Consider the following 17,582-nt stretch of genomic DNA (forward strand, 5'->3'; position numbering starts at 1 on the left):
GTTAAAAAATCACCCTATCTAGAGCTAATAAATAACAATCATAATAATTCAAGCATTTTTTAGTGTCAGCATTTTTTACACTTAGCACATCGAGTCTATAAATAATATATGTTTTTCAGCTACTTAATTAATGGCGTGATAATTGCTGCATGCTATTTATACTTAAAAAAATAAATACCGAATTATGGAAATAATAATGAATAAAATAACAAAACTACTGGTTATTACAGCGATATTGCTATCTTTTAAATCACATGCTGCAATCATTATTTACGATGAATCCGTATCAGGTGATTTGACCGACAACGCCACAACGACATTTGATGCCGGACTGCTCTCTGGCGGAATGTACGACGTCCTAGGTACCTTATCTGGCGGTGCAAGCGGTACAATGCAGGGAAGTGGTGATGACGAATTTGATTTCTTCACTTTCACGACAGCAAGTAACTGGACATTAGACATATTAACGCTTGATGTTACTGGCACCAATGGATTATTAACACTTAACAGACAGGCGCCCAGTTTTAGCAGCATTAGTACGCAATTTGTTTTTTCAACCGGAAGTGACATATTCGGTACGTCAGGTGCTGGTACGTATTCTGTGCAACTGGTTCCACTTGGCAACGCGGGCGACGTGACCTATAGATTGAGACTCACCGTTGAATCTGTGAGCGCCGCCTCGGCACCAGCGATGTGGGGAGTTTTGGTACTAGTTGGATTTTTCATGACGATCAGAAGGCCTTTCACGAGGAAAGGCTAACTTTTTTAATCTTCCGTAATGGGCTAATAGCGTATTGGACTTATCAAAGCCTGCCAGAAAAATCCAAGTATTGACGATAACGGAACGTCAATCTAATCATCAAGAAGACGTTCCTGACATATTCTATAAACGGATGGTCATGAACGTGATGCATGGGAAAGCTTTTAAAGACCGCGTGTCTAATTTTCGCAATTCAAAATATCGACCCAAGTCCTGAATCTAGGGTATTATTGATTGGCGAAGAATATGGTGAGTCAAATGAAAGTTTGAAGTCATTTTACTAATCCAGTTTTCCAAGCGGTTCCAGAGTACAACGATAAACCAAGTCGTTATTTTCTATTCGAGTATTATTGAACTTTAATTCGCTATTCTGTACAAATGATTACATCTTTTAATATGGCCCTAATTACCGAATGCGTCGATTCATAAAAAGAGTGCTGATAGCTTGCTTTATTTTGCTACTCTTATTCACTGTGCTAATCATCGAGTTTAGCCCCTCTGTTAACGTCGACGCCTCTAAACAGGTAAATAATGCCGATCAGATTCAAGCCCTATTATCTGATTTAAGGACCAGTTTACGCAGTCGCTACGACGCTCAAACAATAGATGTTAGTGACCTCCAAGCGGAAAGTCTGGCTGGCTTTTTGCAGCGCGCAAAGCAACAAGCGCGAGCAGAGATATTGTTTAAAGACAATATTCTAATGGTTAATCTAAGTTACCAATTGGACGCACTACTCTTTCCAGTCTTTATCAATATTGAAAGCGAAATCACTGAGGGCAGTGGCGTCAATATCAACACCGTTAAAGTTGGGAAGTTACGTTTGCCGGGTAGTTGGTCCTTGAGCATAATGGAATATGTTGCCAATGCCTATACAAACAGCCTAGTGGCGACAAAAGCCATCGCCAGTGTAGAGAAATTGACCATTAGCTCAACTGGCATGCGCGTACATTTAACTCCGCTAGACAGCTTATTGCGCGAGTTTAAAAATATACAAACTGGGGGCGATGACGAAGAATCAATTTTACTCAAAATCAAAATAGCTCACTATTTACGATTGCTTGATGGTTTGTCTATTAATGCTACCGAAAACTCACTAGATATTTATATACAAGCTTTAATGCAAGAAGCATATGTGCTCAGTGAAAATGGGTCTGCGACACTGGAAAACGAAGCGGCGATTCTAGCACTAGCTATTTATGCAGGCAGCAGGAGAATTGCAACTTTCACTGGGGATCTTAGTTTTGCTTTAGACCGATTACCTTACGCTAGAGTCAAACCAGTTTTAGTCAATAGGCAAGATCTAAGCCTGCATTTTGTTTTTTCTGCGGCAATAAAACTTATGTCTGAAAAAGGCATCAGTATTGCCGTTGGAGAATTTAAAGAACTTATGGATAGGGGAGCGGGTGGTTCAGGGTACAGTTTTATTGACCTTGCTGCTGATATGTCTGGCGCCCATTTTGCAGCGATGGCTGTTGATCCAAAAACAGCGGTTCAAGTGCAACAAGCATTGCGCCATAAAAAGAATGAAGCGCTTTTTATGGTAGACGTAACTGGTTTCGAAGAAGGGATGACTAAAGCAGAATTTGAACTGAAATATAGTAAAGTTGATAGTCCGGAATATTTAGCGGTGGTGTCAGAAATCGAACGTCGTCTTTCGGGTTTAGCTCTGTCAAAATGATATTGCTCTACAGGACCCTCTTTGCATGCCAAGTTCGGTTTACGTCGTAATGGAAACAAATGAAAAATTGACAATAAAAGTACAACAAAGGTGTCGTATGATTTTACTAACATTTAACAAGCTACTGATTTTGGCGATTGATTAACGAAAAGGATAAAAAATGCGTTTTAAACTATTTAACCCTGATACGAGAAGAATTTTAACATTACTAGGTACATTGGTATTTGGATGTAGCCTAGCTAGTGCAGCTTTCGCTGCGCCCGTTTATAAGGTTAGCAAAGGTGACGATACTATTTATATCGGAGGAACCTTTCATTTGCTAACCCCTGATGATTATCCATTGCCAAAAGCATTTGATACTGCATTTGCTGCGTCAGATGAAGTTTACTTTGAGACCGATATGGCTGCGATGGAGAAACCTGAGTTTATGCAGCAATCTATGCAAGTTATGATGTTTCAAGACGGCAGCACCTTAGAGGATGCGTTGGACGCTAAAACGTACGAACGTTTGCAAGCTCATTTTGCTAGCAGAGGTATCCCTGGTGATATGATGATGCAAATGAATCCTTTGGGTGTAATGTTGACGATCACGATCGCAGAATATCAAATGAGAGGATTTACTGCAGAAGGTGTTGATAAACACTTTTTGACCAAAGCGACAGAAGCCAATAAATCGCTGGGGTGGTTTGAAACGCCATCCGAGCAGCTAGGATTTTTGAGTGTGCTTAACAGCGATGAGCCAAATAAGCTGATAAACTATACGCTTGATGAGTTAGGCAAAATAGACAAAATGATAAGTGACCTACATAGTAGTTGGCGCAATGGCGATATGGAAAAATTGGTGGAAGTTGGTTTAGAAGGATTTCGTGACTACCCAGAAGTAAGCAAGGTGTTATTAACCCAAAGAAACAACGCATGGATGAAAAAAATAAAGACGATGTTTGGGGATGGAGACACCGAGTATATTTTGGTTGGCGCGCTTCATTTACCTGGCGAAGATGGTCTATTAACTCAATTGGCCGGGCTAGGTTATAAAGTTGAGCAAGTTAAGCCGTAAATTAAGTTCAATAGCGTCTCTTCAAAAGACACTCAATACTTAGTTGAGTGTCTTTTTAAATTGTTTAAGTGTGTTTAGCATCAACTCAATTTTTTTAACTATATTGGGCAGGGCTTCGTTTATTATATCTTGCTCCGCGCTCTCTATATCTTGCTCCGCGCTGGCAACTTTTGCGATTTCACCTGCAAGTTCCTCAACATAAGGGACAAAACGCTTACTGCGGGTTTCAAACCCTGATTCAGCCGCGAAAATACTTTCAAACTTGCCCTTGCCTGCGTGTTGTAGAGAGTTTAATGCAGCATCGGCATCTACCGCTTTGCGATAAATGACTTTTAGATTTTCGTTAAGTGCTTCAATAATTTTATTCATATTTCTTCGTTTATAATAAGCGTCATGTGCCGATACTAATGAGGTGGGCAATTGTGCCTGCAAATTCGTTCTGCTTCAAGCATCTCTATTGAAGCAATTGAATAAGGAAACGCAATGGATATTCAAGGTTCAACAAGCCTTAACTATGCGCTTCAAGTAAAATCTGCACAATTGGCTAATAACCAGCAGAAACAAGAAGGGCAGGCTGTATTGCAATTGTTAGAGTCAGCCGCTGCGGTTCCTGCACCGAGTACGTCTAGTTCGGGTAGTCTAATTAATACCTACGCTTAATGTCTCAATGCAGTAATTTAAGGCTCTAAGCCTAAATCAATGGGTGTCTTACCGGGTTGTCCTGGAATTTCTTTAACGAGTTTTGGGACTAAAAATCCCGGTAAGCGCTTTATCATTTCAGCTATGAGTGTTGTCGCTTTGTGTCGGCTTACATCAAAATGGCTTGCTCCCTTTACTGGGTCAAACATATGTAAATAATAAGGCAATATTCCAGCATCTATTAAATTCTCACTTAATTCACATAGCGTGTCTTCATTATCATTTATATTTTTTAACAGTACTGATTGATTTAACAATAGAACGCCATGTGCTTTTAGTAATTCACATTTTTGGCGAAGTGCCTGACCAATTTCATTAGCATGGTTAATATGAAATACAAGGATGACCTTAAGTTGCTTATTTCGGTCTTGGATGTGTTGCAATAAAGCTAAAAAGCCATCGTCAATTCTTTGCGGAATAACAACCGGCAAACGAGTATGAATACGCAGTCGTTTGATGTGATCAAGTGTGTGTAATTGCTCGACAATGTTTTGCAAGGCCTTGTTATTGGCCATTAGCGGGTCACCACCTGACAATATCACTTCATTAAGTGATGTATCTTTCTGAATATAATGAAAAATATTGTCGATATCACTTTTACGTAAATGATTATCTTTATACGGAAAGTGTCGTCGAAAGCAATATCGGCAGTTGACCGCACAAGCGCCTTTAAGAATAAGCAAAACGCGACTTTTATATTTGTGGATAAGACCAGTTTGTTGATTAGATTGTTCCTCTAAAGGATCGTCGACAAAGCCTTTTGCAGTAATAAATTCGCTACTACTCGGGAGGACCTGTTTTAAGAGAGGATCGTCCCAATTTCCTATCTCCATCAAATCGGCAAAAGGCCTAGGGACGCGCATTGGAAATAAGCGTCTAGCCTTAGAATGTTGTTCAATGTTTTGGGTCGACAATGCTGGAAGTTGCAGATACTCAGCCAAGCTTTCGATGGTGGTAAAGCAATTTGCTAACTCTTTTTGCCAATGAGGCTCTACAGTTAGTGTTTTTTTAGGTATCATCTGCATGTTTATTTTACTTCGAATTTTTGATTAGAGGAACAAATGGCTAATTTCAGTACCAACGAGTTTAAAGCAGGCCTTAAGATAATGCTAGATGGGGAACCCTGTAACATACTAGAAAACGAATATGTAAAACCAGGTAAAGGCCAAGCCTTTAATCGTGTAAAGATACGTAAATTAGTGTCGGGAAAGGTGTTAGAAAAAACATTCCGTTCAGGTGAGTCGGTTGAAGGTGCAGACGTTATGGATACCGAATTGGCCTATCTATACAATGACGGCGAATTTTGGCACTTCATGAACAATGAAACATTTGAACAAATTGCTGCCGATGAAAAAGCTTTAGGCGACAATGCAAAATGGTTGGTTGAGAACGATGTGTGCACAATAACCTTATTTAACGGCAGTCCAATTGTGGTCACGCCACCCAATTTTGTTGAAATTGAAATAACCGAAACCGATCCAGGCTTGAAAGGTGATACCGCAGGCACCGGAGGTAAGCCAGCAACCTTAGCCACAGGTGCAGTGGTGCGTGTTCCCTTGTTTGTGCAAACCGGTGAAGTTATAAGAGTAGATACTCGAAGCGGAGAGTATGCCTCACGCGCCCAAAAATAAGCTTGCATGGCGGCCAAGTGCTGACATTGTTAGTCTGAAAAAACGGGCTCAAATACTTGCTCATATTAGAGCTTTTTTTGATGCTCGTGGTCTATATGAGGTGGAGACCCCTGCTTTGTCTAGGGGGACGGTTACAGACCCTTTCATCGATGGATTTTCACTTCAATCGCTATGTTTTGGCGAAAATACCACACGTTACCTGCAAACATCGCCAGAATATGCAATGAAACGATTGCTGGCGGCTGGAAGCGGAGATATTTATCAAATATGTAAAGCTTTTAGAAATGACGAAATAGGCCAGTATCATAATCCCGAGTTCACTATTTTAGAATGGTATCGAAGTAACTTCGATATGCAGGATTTAATAAATGAAGTCAGTGATTTACTTTGTATGTTATTGGGCATTCCAAATCTTGAGCAAACAACATATCAACATTTGTTTCTGAAATACTGTCAGTTTGACCCATTGCAAATCACTGCTAAAGAGCTTATGAAATACGCTACGCACAAAGGGCATCTTGCATATTTGCAAAGTTTACAAAAACAGGGTAACAGTCAATCGCATATACAAGATAGCTTATTGCAAATGCTGTTTTACACTGAGATTGAACCAAACATAGGCCAAATAATACCCATGGTTGTTACTCACTTTCCCGCTGCCCAAAGTGCGCTTGCCACAATGTCAGAAGATGGTTTAAGCGCTAATCGATTTGAGGTTTATTTTAAATCCATTGAATTAGCCAATGGTTTTAATGAACTCACAGACGCAAAAGAGCAGCGCCAACGCTTTGAGCAAGACAATGTAAAACGCAATGTGTTAGGAAAAGCAGAGCGTCCAATAGATAGTGCTTTTATTGCTGCACTCGACAGTGGTTTACCCCCATGTTCTGGTGTTGCGTTGGGGATTGATAGGCTTATTATGCTTTTATTGGGCAAAACCCATATTAAGCAAGTGATAAGTTTCGATAATGACAATGCTTAAAATTTCAGCAACGCATATTCAAACATTTTTAGAACATGCTAATGGCAAGACTATTATTGCTGGGTATGGCAGTTTACTGAGTCAATATTCTCGCCAACATTTTAGTCAAATTAATAGCCTAGTAATGCCAGTGTTAGTGCATAACTGGGAGCGTAGCTGGATAACGCGTTCTTTATCCGAAAAGCAAACTTATGTTGGGGCTACACCTGAGCCTGGGGCATGCATTAATGCATGTATTTTAGCATTAGACATAGACCCTAGTTTTCAGCAACGTGAACAAGACTATCGATTTACTCTTTTGGAGCCCGCGGCCATTGAGTTTTTGCTTCCAAGCGGGTTTGAGTCCCATGTTGAAGTTTTACAAGCTCAACCAATATATATTTGTGAAAGTCTTGATATTAATCCGGCCAACGAAAAGTACCCTGTTAGTTTTTCTTACATTCATACTTGTTTATTAGGTGCGCAAGAATTAATGGGAGCAAAAGGCATCGATGAGTTTTTTCGATACACAAAGGGCTGGGGTTCGTCGAAGTTTGTTAATGATTCGACATCTCCTAAATATCCGAGGGCAGCCACACAAGGGATGAGCTCATTTGATATTGAAGCGCTCATTAACTTGCATAGTAAATAAACGCTATCTACCAATTTTTACGTATTTGCAATGACTATTCTGGGTTTCGTAAGACCATTAGTCTAATTTCAGTCATGTCTTCAATGGCATAGCGGATACCTTCTCTACCAAGTCCAGATTCTTTGACGCCACCATAAGGCATGTTATCTACTCGCCAACTAGGTACATCACCTATGACTACACCGCCTACATCAAGCTCGTCCCAAGCTTTATGCGCTTTATAAATATCTCGGGTAAAAATGCCTGCCTGCAAGCCAAATTGACTGTTATTCACTTCTTTTAAGGCGTCATCAAAATTACTAAAACGACTTAATATTGAAACAGGGCCAAAGGCTTCCTCGTTATTCACTTTGGCGTCGTTTGGTACATTTTCTAATAGTGTTGCGCTCAACATAGCTCCATTGCGTTTTCCACCACATAACAAAGATGCACCACTTTCAATTGCTTCTTGAATCCATGCATCCAAGCGTTCAGCTTCTGACTCAGCTATCATGGGACCAATAAACGTAGTTGGATCTAAAGGATCACCTTCGATTAAACCACTGACCTTAGCTACATAAGCTTTTTTAAATTCATCATAAATACTGTCATGCACAATGACTCTTTGCACGCTAATACAACTTTGTCCACTCTGATAATAGGCACCAAATACAATGCGTTCGACCGCATCAATAATGTCGGCATCGTGATCAACTACACAAGCTGCATTTCCTCCCAGTTCTAAAACTACGGGTTTTTTACCTGCTTTTGCTTTTAAGGCCCAACCTACATCAGGACTACCCGTAAAACTAAGTAATTTAAACCGATCATCAGTAGTAAATAAATCGGCGCCATCTCGACTACAGGGTAATACTGAAAAAGCCCCTTTGGGCAGGTTTGTTTCGGCTAATACTTCAGCAATAATAAGCGCACCAATAGGCGTTCTACTAGCTGGTTTCAGCACAAAAGCACAGCCAGCAGCAATGGCAGGGGCCACTTTATGGGCGGCTAAATTCAGCGGAAAATTAAACGGTGATATGAACGAGCAGGGCCCAATAGGGACGCGTTTAGTCATACCTGAATAGCCTTTTGCGCGCTTGGTAATTTGTAGTTCTAACACTTCACCTTGAATGCGCACCGCTTCTTCTGCGGCTATCTTGAAGGTATCTATTAAGCGAGTTACCTCACCTTCCGCATCTTTTATCGGCTTGCCAGCTTCAATACATAATGCGTATGCAAGTTCGTCATAACGTTCAGTAAAGCGCTTAACACAATGTTCTAATATTTGTTGGCGTTCAAAAGCAGGCATTTTATTAAGCAATACTTGCGCGCTTTCTGCCGCCGCAATAGCTTGATCGATGACTGCAGCATCTGCTAGTGCAACAGTGGTTGCCGCTGCTTGTGTATATTTGTTAGTGACAACCAAATCGTTGTTGGCAAATACTGCCTCGTTGGCCAGATAATAGGGATATTGCTTTGCTAACATTGTTGATTTCCTTATAATTTAGCGCTTAATTTACGGATACTGTTGTTTAATGTTTCATCATTCAAACTGTAGTCTACTGGCACATCAATTAAATGCACGGCGGGGTCTGCTAAACAGTCTTTTATTTGTTGTTCCAACTCACTGGCTGCAGCAATTCGCCAGCCTTTCCCACCATAACTTTCGACATACTTCACAAAGTCTGGATTACCGTAATCCAGCCCGTAGTTATCAAAGCCCATGTTGCTTTGCTTCCATTTGATCATACCGTAGGCGTCGTCACGAAGAATTATTACCACTATATGCAAATTCAAACGCACCGCGGTTTCAATTTCTTGACTGTTCATCATAAAACCACCATCACCACAAACGGTAATAACGGCACGATCAGGATAAACTAATTTAGCCGCCATAGCTGAGGGTAGGCCGGCGCCCATTGTTGCTAAAGCATTATCGAGCAATAAAGTATTTCGCATAGCCGCTGGGTAGTTTCGAGCAAACCAAATTTTATAAACGCCATTATCAAGCGTTACAATGCCATTTTTAGGCATTGCTTTACGGACGTCGTTGACCATTCTTTCTGGCAAAATAGGGAATCTATTGTCATTTTCAGAGGCTTCTCTGTGGGCGATATAAGCATCGTGAACATCACTATAAAAATCTAATTCCCATTTGCAAGCAGGGTCAATCGCTTCTTTGATTTGCCAAATACTATTTGCAATATCACCAACAACTTCTAACTGGGGAAAATAAACGGGGTCGACCGCAGCAGAATCAAAATTAATATGAATGACCTGCTGGCTATCGTCTTCCATAAAGAAAGGTGGTTTTTCAACTACATCATGGCCAACATTTATAATGAGATCGGCACGGCTAATGACCCTATGCACAAAGTCACCGCTAGATAGTGCGGTATTGCCCATAAAGAGTTCATCGGTTTCGTCTAAAACGCCTTTACCCATTTGTGTTGTTATAAATGGGATGCCAGTTTTGGCGACAAATTCTCCTAGCATTTTAGATGTTAATTTTCTATTTGCTCCTGCACCAATCAATATAACCGGGGATGTTGCAGCTTCAATCATATTTACAGCCGCTTTTACTGACTTATATTCTGCAATGGGTCGCCTTACAACACTTGGTGCCAATAATGCAGATTGTGTATCTTCATCAGCTATATCTTCAGGTAACTCAATATGTACAGCTCCGGGGCGCTCCTCGCTGGCTATTCTAAATGCTTCCCTAACGACAGAAGGAATACGATCGCCACTGACTATTTGGGTAGTATATTTGGTTATAGGGCGCATCATATCGACAACATCTATTACTTGAAATCGGCCTTGTTTACTGGTTTTGATAGGTTTTTGCCCAGTAATCATGAGCATTGGCATTGCACCCAATTGAGCATAAGCCGCGGGGGTAACTAAGTTGGTGGCGCCAGGGCCAAGGGTAGACAAACATACACCTACTTTGCCGGTTAACCGCCCATAAGTAGCAGCCATAAAACCTGCGCCTTGTTCATGCCTTGTTAAAATTAATCTAATAGAAGAACTTCGAAGGGACTCTAGTAAATCTAAATTTTCTTCGCCGGGAATACCAAAAATATACTCAACGCCTTCGGCTTCGAGCGCTTTAACCATTAAATCAGACGCTTTCATGTTTATTCCTTTTTGCTTTTTTATAAAGTGGATAACGCAAAAAACGTATCGCGATATTTCACTATGTGTGCATACAAAGACCGCAGTATGAATTAAAAATTTCAAGTATCGCTTTATGATAGACCTATGTCTCTTCACTTTCATCATTAAAAAACCTATTAATAAAGTTTTGTGGGACTGTTTTTTAGAGCGAGGCAAGGTAAAATCGACTGGTAGACTGTCGAGTCTACATATATTGCGGAACATATGAGGCATCATCTGAATGAGCAAAGTAGATACTGGGACAACTATTAGTTTTTTAACTAAGCATGGAAAAGAGCGCTTAATAGAGTCAAAATTAAGTGCTGCGTTATCTTTAGAACTGCTGCATACTGATGCTTTTGATACAGATACCCTCGGTACCTTTGACTTAACTGTGCCACGCAAACTTAGTCCGGTCGAGGCTGCTCTAAAAAAAGCGTATTTAGCCTGTGACTTGACTGATTGTGATAAAGGTTTGGGCAGTGAGGGTAGCTTTAGCAGTTTTATGGGCTTAGGTTTACAGAATACTGAAATAATTGCGTACGTAGATACATCAAAAAACATAGAAGTCATTGCAAGCGCGCAACAAAATCTACCTAACTTTGTCATCGAAGCGGACAACGAAATAGATGCCACAGAGAAACTGAAAGCATATCAGCCTGAACAAAAATGGATGTTTAAATCAGCAAATGGCTGGCATAAAGGTCTTGATGCTAAAGCCATCGTGACTGAAATTCAATCCTGGCCAGCTAGTATAGAGCCTGATTTTAGAGCGATGCATTCCCCCTATCGTCAAAAGACGATACTTGCAGCTACAGATAATCTGATTTCGCGTTTAAGTGCTATATGCCCTCAATGCAAGCGAATCGACTTTGTGCCCATGCCGAGTAACGAAGGCTTACCTTGTGAATTATGTGGGCAAGCGACGAACAAACCTAAGCCACCAATTTTAAAATGCAAAGGCTGTGGTTTTATAGCTGACTCTAACAATGACAACAAACCTAAGGAGCAAATTCCAGCTTTTGCCAGTGCGTTTTATTGTAATTTTTGCAATCCATAAACTCGAAAAACATCCAATAAAAACCCTTATTGGAGTTTATTCAATAAGTAAGTCAATATATTAATAAAAGGGCCTTTGGGCCCTTTTTTATTGCTTAATTAAATAAAACCTTCACCAAGTGAGCTTTCCCAGCGTTAAATTAGTAAAAAATGTACTGATTTACTAACATTGGAAAGATTTTATGAAAACAAAAAAACTAATATCTGGAATATGCCTAAGTGTTGCTGTGACTCTAAGTGGCATTGCGTATGCTGATGGGCATAAGGGACACAGCCAACATTCACATGAGCATCGTAGTGAGGCGAACCAAAAACGTGATGAGTTTAGACAGCCGTATCGCACACTCGAATTTTTTGGCATTAAAGCTGATCACAAAGTGGTTGAAGTTTTGCCAGGAGGTGGTTGGTATTCAGAAATTTTAGCACCAATGCTGCGTGATACGGGTGAATTTGTTGCTGCCCATCATCCAGCTGACTCTGCATCTAGCTACAGAAAGCGTTCGCGCGCCAATTACGAGTCCAAACTCGAAGAAAATAGCGATGTTTATGGTAAGGTTGTGTTAGCTGAATTTAACCCAAAAGCCAATGTGCACGAGGCAACTAAAAATGCTGACCTTGTGTTGACCTTTAGAGGGTTGCATGGCCTACAAAACGGTGGAGACTTGGCAGCTGCTTTTAGTCAGTTTAACCAGATGTTGAAAAAAGGCGGTTCATTAGGCATTGTGCAACATGAAGCGCCTGAGGGTTACGACCCAATTCAAACGGCCGAGAAAGGATATTTACCTAAGTCTCATGTTATTGCGGTAGCTAAAGCTGCAGGCTTTGAACTAGTCGCTGAGGCATATTTTCATAACAACCCAAAAGATACTATCGTAGTTGATGGCATTGAAGGTGGTGTTTGGACATTGCCACCGAGTCTTCGCACTGAAGTTGACAAAGAAAAGTACGCCGCAGTAGGTGAGTCTAACCGTATGACCTTATTATTTAAAAAACGTTAAATGTATTCTGGCCCTCATTCAAAATTGGGGTCAGGTAAGATACTGACGCGCTTCAGAATGATGTTTTCTATAGGCGCGTCAATAAAACCAAGTTCTGGGTGAGTGTGTGTTTCCACTGCAGATATCTTGTCCAATACTTCGTGTCCTTCCATCACCATGCCAAAAACCGCATATCCCCATCTTCGGCCAGGATCTAGGTTTTTGTTTTCACCCATATTAAAGAAAAATTGGCGTTTAGCAGAATGTGGGTCACCCATACGAGCCATCGCAACCGAATACATTTCATTTTTTAGACCATTGCCCGATTCGTTAATTATTTTGAAATTTTCTTTTTTATCTTTGTATTCAGGATCATAACCGCCACCTTGTACAATATAGTCAACAATAATGCGATGGAACAGTGTGTTGTCATATTCACCTTGTTTCACGTATGTTAGAAAGTTATTGGTTGTAAGAGGGGCTTTTGCTCTATTTAATTCCACAACAATGTCACCTTCACTGGTTTCCATTTTAACCCTTGGGTAATAATTGTCTTTTTGGATGGCGGCACCAATAGGTGCTTCCAATTTTGGTTTTTGGCGAGCTTGAGCGTGTAATTCGCCAGTTATAGTCAGCAGAGAAAACAGTAAAATCCAACAATATTTTTGCATAAATAACCCTGATAAAAAAAGAAGGCCCTAATTGCCATAGACTCGCTCAACAGACTAAAATCAAATGCTTTTGCTTGCAAGTAAAACAACAAACTTAGCATTACTTGCAATTGCCTTACAATTGCCAAACAATTTCTTTAATTTAATATGGTGGTCAAGATGTCTATTGCCTACCACAAAAAACTGACCACGGGGTTTTAGTACCTTGTATGCGTCTTTGAACATTTGCCACGCAATATCTTCTGTAACGGTGCTTTGTTGATGAAATGGAGGATTGCATAACACAGCGTCTACCGATTTCAAGGTGATATTGGACAAGCAATGATTAACATAAAATTCAGCAGCATTACTAACATCATCGACGGCTGCTTGTGCTAAGGTTTGTTTCGCTGATGCAATAGCCATAAAAGACTCGTCGACAAAGACCATATGAGTGTTTGGTGAGCGCTGTAACACGCTAACACCAAGTATGCCATTTCCACAACCCAAATCGATGATATTCTTTTGTGCAAAGTCATAATTAATAAGTGTTTTTAAAAGAAAACGCGCGCCAATATCAACCTGTTCACGGCAAAATACATTAGGCCAATTGTATAAGGTAAAACCCAGCTCTTCGTCTTTTACTTGGCTTATATTGACCTTATAATTATCGCTTGTCCCCGCATTTTCAATTTCGTCACAAGACGCAGAAATTAACAAACGGGCTTTCTTTTTTGCTAACGATGTCTTTGTGCCAGGAAAGTGTTTTTCAAACAGTTTTACCACGGAAGAGGTGATTAATTTGACCATACCGCCGGCAAGAATCTTGGTATCATTAGACAAATACAGACGCAGTTGGGCAAGCAGATAATCAAGGTAGGCTAGGGTTCTTGGCACTTTAAGCAAAACAATATCTGCTTTGTTTAACTTGCTATTAAAATCGAGGCTACTATTGACGGTAATGTGAGTGTTCTTTCCCGTTAAAGGTGCATTGTTGTTGATATTGTTTTGAATCCCTAATTTACTCATATATGAGTCGGTGAAAGTGTCAATCTTTATGTGTGGAGCTAAGGCTTGTATAGCGCAGCAAAGTGCGCCAAAGCTGTCATTAATCACAATGATTGTTTTTATATCTGCCAAATTAACACTTTCAACCAGTTGGTCGATTAAATATTCGTCTGCAGCATCCCATGCGCGCAAAGATTTGTCAGATGACTTTGTGGGAAAACGCTGTAAGTTTATTGAAAAGTCATGTTTGTTGAGCTGAGTTTGGGTCACCACTAGCGAAGTCCTTTATCTATTATTTACGCCACCGTAGAGCTTACCTTAAAAATAAAGTGAAAGCTTATTTTCTATTGGTGTGTCTTATGTAATCCAAGAGTTTAGCTACTATTCGGGTGAGTTGATGCAAAGGTGCAAAATATAATTTTGGTACCAAACTTCGAGTTTTAAGAAAATGAACTCATAAGCATAGTTTCCGTATGGATCAGTACAGACAATAAACGTTGTATAGTCGCTTTAATCATGCAAAAAAATGAATATAAGCAGCCGCAAATGCTGCTCCTAGAAAATGAACAAGGCGCCAATCAAGAAGCAATAGATGAAGCCTTAATCACTAAGCTTTGTTTGATTAAAGCTAACAAAGAGTGCCTAATTGCCGACTTAGTGCTACCAAACGCTAAGGTTGATGTAAGGGAAAAATGGCTAAGCCATGAAGACGGTATGAGTTTGTATGCATACTTTTACCGCCAATTAGCTTGGCAACAAGCCCATATAACGCTTTATGGTAAGCAACATAAAATACCGCGCTTACAGGCATGGTATGGTGACCCGAATACGGCTTATAAATATTCTGGCTTATTGATGCAACCCTTAGCTTGGGATCCAGTGCTTAAACATTTAAAAACACTCTGTGAAGAAACTCTCAATGTTTGTTTTAATTCGGTGCTGGCTAATTTATATCGTGATGGCTCAGACAGCATGGGCATGCATGCTGATGACGAACCCGAACTTGGTGTAAATCCTACCATTGCCTCTGTCAGCTTGGGTCAAACCCGTCGTTTTACCTTTAAGCAAAAGCAGTCTAAAGAAAGTGTGAAAATAGAATTGCAACATTCGTCATTGCTAACAATGGCCGGGCAAACGCAAACATATTGGCAACACGGTATGAATAAAAGTCGCACACAAACAGGCCCTAGGATAAACTTCACATTTAGGTTTGTTCATCCGGCATAAAGATGAGACAGCCTAATATTTTAAAAAATGCCAGGTATTTGGAGTAAAGCGCAGAATGACAGTCAAACAAAGTATAGAAAACAAAATATCGGATAATATCAATGCAGATTTCTTGGACGTGGTTAATGAGAGTCATATGCATAATGTGCCTGCAAATTCAGAAACTCATTTTAAGGTAACAGTTATCAGTGATACGTTTGAAGGCAAGCGTTTACTGCAACGTCATCGAAGCATTAACAGCTTGCTTGCAGAAGAACTAGCAGGACCAGTGCATGCGCTAGCTTTGCATACTTACACCAAAAGCGAATGGTTAAAAAGACAGGCCGAAAGTCCTGATTCACCCAATTGTTTGGGAGGTTCTAAGATTTAAGCTCGGTTTTTATTAACAAACTGTTAAAAGAATTCTGTTTGAACTTCTGTTAAACTCCCGCCCACTTAAGTCAACAAGCAAAGAATTTACATGTTTAATCATTTTAATGGTGCTCAAGGAAACGTCAAAAACGATGTACTTTCGGGTATCACGGTCGCTTTAGCTTTGGTCCCAGAAGCGGTAGCATTTGCATTTGTAGCCGGTGTAGAACCCATGGTGGGATTATATGCTGCATTTATGATGGGGCTGATCACATCAGCAATTGGTGGTCGCCCTGGTATGATTTCTGGCGCAACCGGAGCCATGGCTGTTGTTATGGTCGCTTTGGTAATGAATCATGGTGTTCAATATTTGTTCGCGGCAGTTGTGTTAGCCGGTATTATTCAGATCTTGTTTGGGGTATTCAGGTTAGGTAAGTTTATTAGGCTTGTACCTTATCCGGTAATGCTTGGCTTTGTGAATGGCTTAGCCATTGTAATTTTTCTTGCCCAACTTGGGCAATTTGAAGTGCTGAATGCCCAAGGCGAATGGGAGTGGATGACGGGCTCTACTCTATATATGATGCTTGGCCTTATTGCCCTGACCATGGCGATAATTTATATTTTGCCAAAAATAACCACCGCCATTCCAGCATCACTAGTGGCTATTGTTGCAGTAACGCTGTTGGTTACGTTTATGGATTTAGATGCCCGCACGGTAATTGATTATGTCCGTGATATGTTGCCTGCCGATCAACGTGAATCGGCCTCATTAGCTGGTGAGCTACCAAGTTTTTCTATTCCTATGGTGCCGTTTTCACTTGAAACGCTTTATATCGTGCTGCCAACGGCTATTATTTTATCCCTTGTCGGACTTATTGAGTCATTATTAACACTTACGTTGATAGACGAAATGACAGACACCCGTGGTCGTGGTAACAAAGAGTGTGTAGGTCAAGGTGTGGCAAATACTGTCAATGGTTTCTTTGGTGGCATGGGTGGTTGTGCAATGATTGGCCAAAGCATGATTAACATCAATTCTGGTGGACGAGGCAGATTATCAGGTATTACCGCTGCCATGGTCTTGTTGGCATTCATTTTGTTTGCAGCGCCATTGATTGAAATGATTCCGCTTGCGGCCTTAGTAGGCGTAATGTTCGTTGTGGTTATTGCTACTTTTGAGTGGGCAAGCTTCCGAATTATCCGAGGTGTAAATAAGGAAGATGCCTTTGTATTATTTTTAGTGACAGGCATTACTGTCATTGCTGACTTGGCGGTTGCAGTTGTAGTTGGCGTAATTGTTTCGGCACTAGTGTTTGCTTGGAAACATGCAACGCATACTATGGCAAAAACCCATACAGATGATGACGGGTGGAAAGTATATGAACTCGAAGGCCCGTTATTTTTTGGTTCGGTTACCCATTTTAAAGATATTTTTGATGTACAAAACGATCCGCAAGATGTGGTTATTGATTTTAACGAGTCTAGAATTTGGGATTCATCAGGAATAGACGCTCTAGATAATTTAGCCGACAAATACCAAAGTGTTGGAAAAACCTTACACATTCGTCATATTAGCCCTGAGTGTCGGGTATTGCTGAAAAAAGCCGGTCGTTATGTAGAAATTAACGTAAACGAAGATCCCCGCTACAAAGTGGCAAGCGATACCCTTGGCTAACTGATATAATATTGAGAATATAAGACAAAAAAATACCGGCCTTTATCGCCGGTATTTT

General features: G+C 40.5%; 18 protein-coding genes. 12 read left to right on the forward strand and 6 right to left on the reverse strand.

Annotated features, from left to right (window positions below; translation table 11 throughout):
* The first annotated feature begins 196 nt into the window (after window positions 1-196).
* The 3 genes from RM552_RS00745 (at window position 197) to RM552_RS00755 (ending at window position 3,496) form a co-directional block, all read left to right on the forward strand.
* The gene (locus tag RM552_RS00745; protein WP_311366887.1) at window positions 197-760 is read left to right on the forward strand and encodes a hypothetical protein; all 564 of its coding nucleotides are present in this window, start codon (window positions 197-199) and stop codon (window positions 758-760) included.
* A gap of 413 nt (window positions 761-1,173) precedes the next feature.
* A complete protein-coding gene (locus RM552_RS00750) occupies window positions 1,174-2,439 on the forward strand; it encodes a hypothetical protein (RefSeq protein ID WP_311366888.1) in 1,266 nt (421 codons plus the stop codon).
* 160 nt (window positions 2,440-2,599) lie between these two features.
* Window positions 2,600-3,496 carry a TraB/GumN family protein gene (locus RM552_RS00755; protein ID WP_311366889.1) on the forward strand — a complete coding sequence of 299 codons (897 nt, stop codon included), beginning with the start codon at window positions 2,600-2,602 and terminating at the stop codon, window positions 3,494-3,496.
* A gap of 39 nt (window positions 3,497-3,535) precedes the next feature.
* On the opposite strand, the gene RM552_RS00760 is transcribed toward RM552_RS00755, so the two are convergent.
* Complete coding sequence (locus RM552_RS00760) at window positions 3,536-3,865, reverse strand: hypothetical protein (protein ID WP_311366890.1); 330 nt, start codon at window positions 3,863-3,865, stop codon at window positions 3,536-3,538.
* Window positions 3,866-3,979: 114 nt separating this feature from the next.
* Between RM552_RS00760 and RM552_RS00765 the strand changes: the two genes are divergently transcribed.
* Window positions 3,980-4,156, forward strand: coding sequence for a hypothetical protein (locus RM552_RS00765; protein ID WP_311366891.1), 177 nt, complete (start codon window positions 3,980-3,982; stop codon window positions 4,154-4,156).
* Between the two features lie 17 nt (window positions 4,157-4,173).
* Here the strand turns inward: RM552_RS00765 and epmB are convergent, their stop codons facing one another.
* Window positions 4,174-5,220: an EF-P beta-lysylation protein EpmB gene (gene epmB, locus RM552_RS00770; protein WP_311366892.1), complete on the reverse strand. Its 1,047-nt coding sequence runs from the start codon at window positions 5,218-5,220 to the stop codon at window positions 4,174-4,176.
* 36 nt (window positions 5,221-5,256) lie between these two features.
* Between epmB and efp the strand changes: the two genes are divergently transcribed.
* Genes efp through RM552_RS00785 form a run of 3 tightly spaced genes read left to right on the forward strand, consistent with a single transcriptional unit; the run spans window position 5,257 to window position 7,439 of the window.
* Window positions 5,257-5,826: an elongation factor P gene (gene efp / locus RM552_RS00775; protein WP_311366893.1), complete on the forward strand. Its 570-nt coding sequence runs from the start codon at window positions 5,257-5,259 to the stop codon at window positions 5,824-5,826.
* A complete protein-coding gene (epmA, locus tag RM552_RS00780; RefSeq protein WP_311366894.1) occupies window positions 5,804-6,808 on the forward strand; it encodes an elongation factor P--(R)-beta-lysine ligase in 1,005 nt (334 codons plus the stop codon). Before efp ends, epmA begins: the two co-directional genes overlap by 23 nt.
* A complete protein-coding gene (locus RM552_RS00785; protein ID WP_311366895.1) occupies window positions 6,795-7,439 on the forward strand; it encodes a hypothetical protein in 645 nt (214 codons plus the stop codon). The genes epmA and RM552_RS00785 overlap by 14 nt, the downstream gene beginning before the upstream one ends.
* Window positions 7,440-7,473: 34 nt before the next feature.
* Here RM552_RS00785 and RM552_RS00790 read toward each other — a convergent pair whose 3' ends face one another.
* Together RM552_RS00790 and RM552_RS00795 are read right to left on the reverse strand one after the other, a co-directional pair.
* Window positions 7,474-8,904, reverse strand: a complete 1,431-nt coding sequence (locus tag RM552_RS00790) for an aldehyde dehydrogenase family protein (RefSeq protein ID WP_311366896.1) — start codon at window positions 8,902-8,904, stop codon at window positions 7,474-7,476.
* An 11-nt stretch (window positions 8,905-8,915) separates the two neighbouring features.
* Complete coding sequence (locus RM552_RS00795) at window positions 8,916-10,556, reverse strand: acetolactate synthase large subunit (RefSeq protein WP_311366897.1); 1,641 nt, start codon at window positions 10,554-10,556, stop codon at window positions 8,916-8,918.
* A gap of 262 nt (window positions 10,557-10,818) precedes the next feature.
* Here RM552_RS00795 and RM552_RS00800 point away from each other — a divergent pair, with 262 nt between their 5' ends.
* Complete coding sequence (locus tag RM552_RS00800) at window positions 10,819-11,637, forward strand: DUF6671 family protein (RefSeq protein WP_311366898.1); 819 nt, start codon at window positions 10,819-10,821, stop codon at window positions 11,635-11,637.
* A 181-nt stretch (window positions 11,638-11,818) separates the two neighbouring features.
* Entirely contained in the window at window positions 11,819-12,634 is an 816-nt protein-coding gene (locus tag RM552_RS00805; protein WP_311366899.1) for a class I SAM-dependent methyltransferase, read from the forward strand.
* 14 nt (window positions 12,635-12,648) lie between these two features.
* Here RM552_RS00805 and RM552_RS00810 read toward each other — a convergent pair whose 3' ends face one another.
* Together RM552_RS00810 and RM552_RS00815 are read right to left on the reverse strand one after the other, a co-directional pair.
* Window positions 12,649-13,284 (reverse strand): peptidylprolyl isomerase, encoded by a 636-nt coding sequence (locus RM552_RS00810; protein WP_311366900.1) that lies wholly within the window; start codon window positions 13,282-13,284, stop codon window positions 12,649-12,651.
* Between the two features lie 60 nt (window positions 13,285-13,344).
* Window positions 13,345-14,544: a methyltransferase gene (locus RM552_RS00815; RefSeq protein WP_311366901.1), complete on the reverse strand. Its 1,200-nt coding sequence runs from the start codon at window positions 14,542-14,544 to the stop codon at window positions 13,345-13,347.
* Between the two features lie 273 nt (window positions 14,545-14,817).
* Between RM552_RS00815 and RM552_RS00820 the strand changes: the two genes are divergently transcribed.
* The 3 genes from RM552_RS00820 to RM552_RS00830 all read left to right on the forward strand — a co-directional run bounded on the left by RM552_RS00820 (window position 14,818) and on the right by RM552_RS00830 (window position 17,524).
* A complete protein-coding gene (locus RM552_RS00820; RefSeq protein WP_311366902.1) occupies window positions 14,818-15,498 on the forward strand; it encodes an alpha-ketoglutarate-dependent dioxygenase AlkB family protein in 681 nt (226 codons plus the stop codon).
* Between the two features lie 55 nt (window positions 15,499-15,553).
* Window positions 15,554-15,868, forward strand: a complete 315-nt coding sequence (locus RM552_RS00825) for a BolA family protein (RefSeq protein ID WP_311366903.1) — start codon at window positions 15,554-15,556, stop codon at window positions 15,866-15,868.
* A 90-nt stretch (window positions 15,869-15,958) separates the two neighbouring features.
* Window positions 15,959-17,524, forward strand: a complete 1,566-nt coding sequence (locus tag RM552_RS00830) for a SulP family inorganic anion transporter (protein WP_311366904.1) — start codon at window positions 15,959-15,961, stop codon at window positions 17,522-17,524.
* Window positions 17,525-17,582 lie beyond the last annotated feature (58 nt).

Source organism: Glaciecola petra (assembly GCF_031846345.1).
Classification (GTDB): domain Bacteria; phylum Pseudomonadota; class Gammaproteobacteria; order Enterobacterales; family Alteromonadaceae; genus Glaciecola; species Glaciecola petra.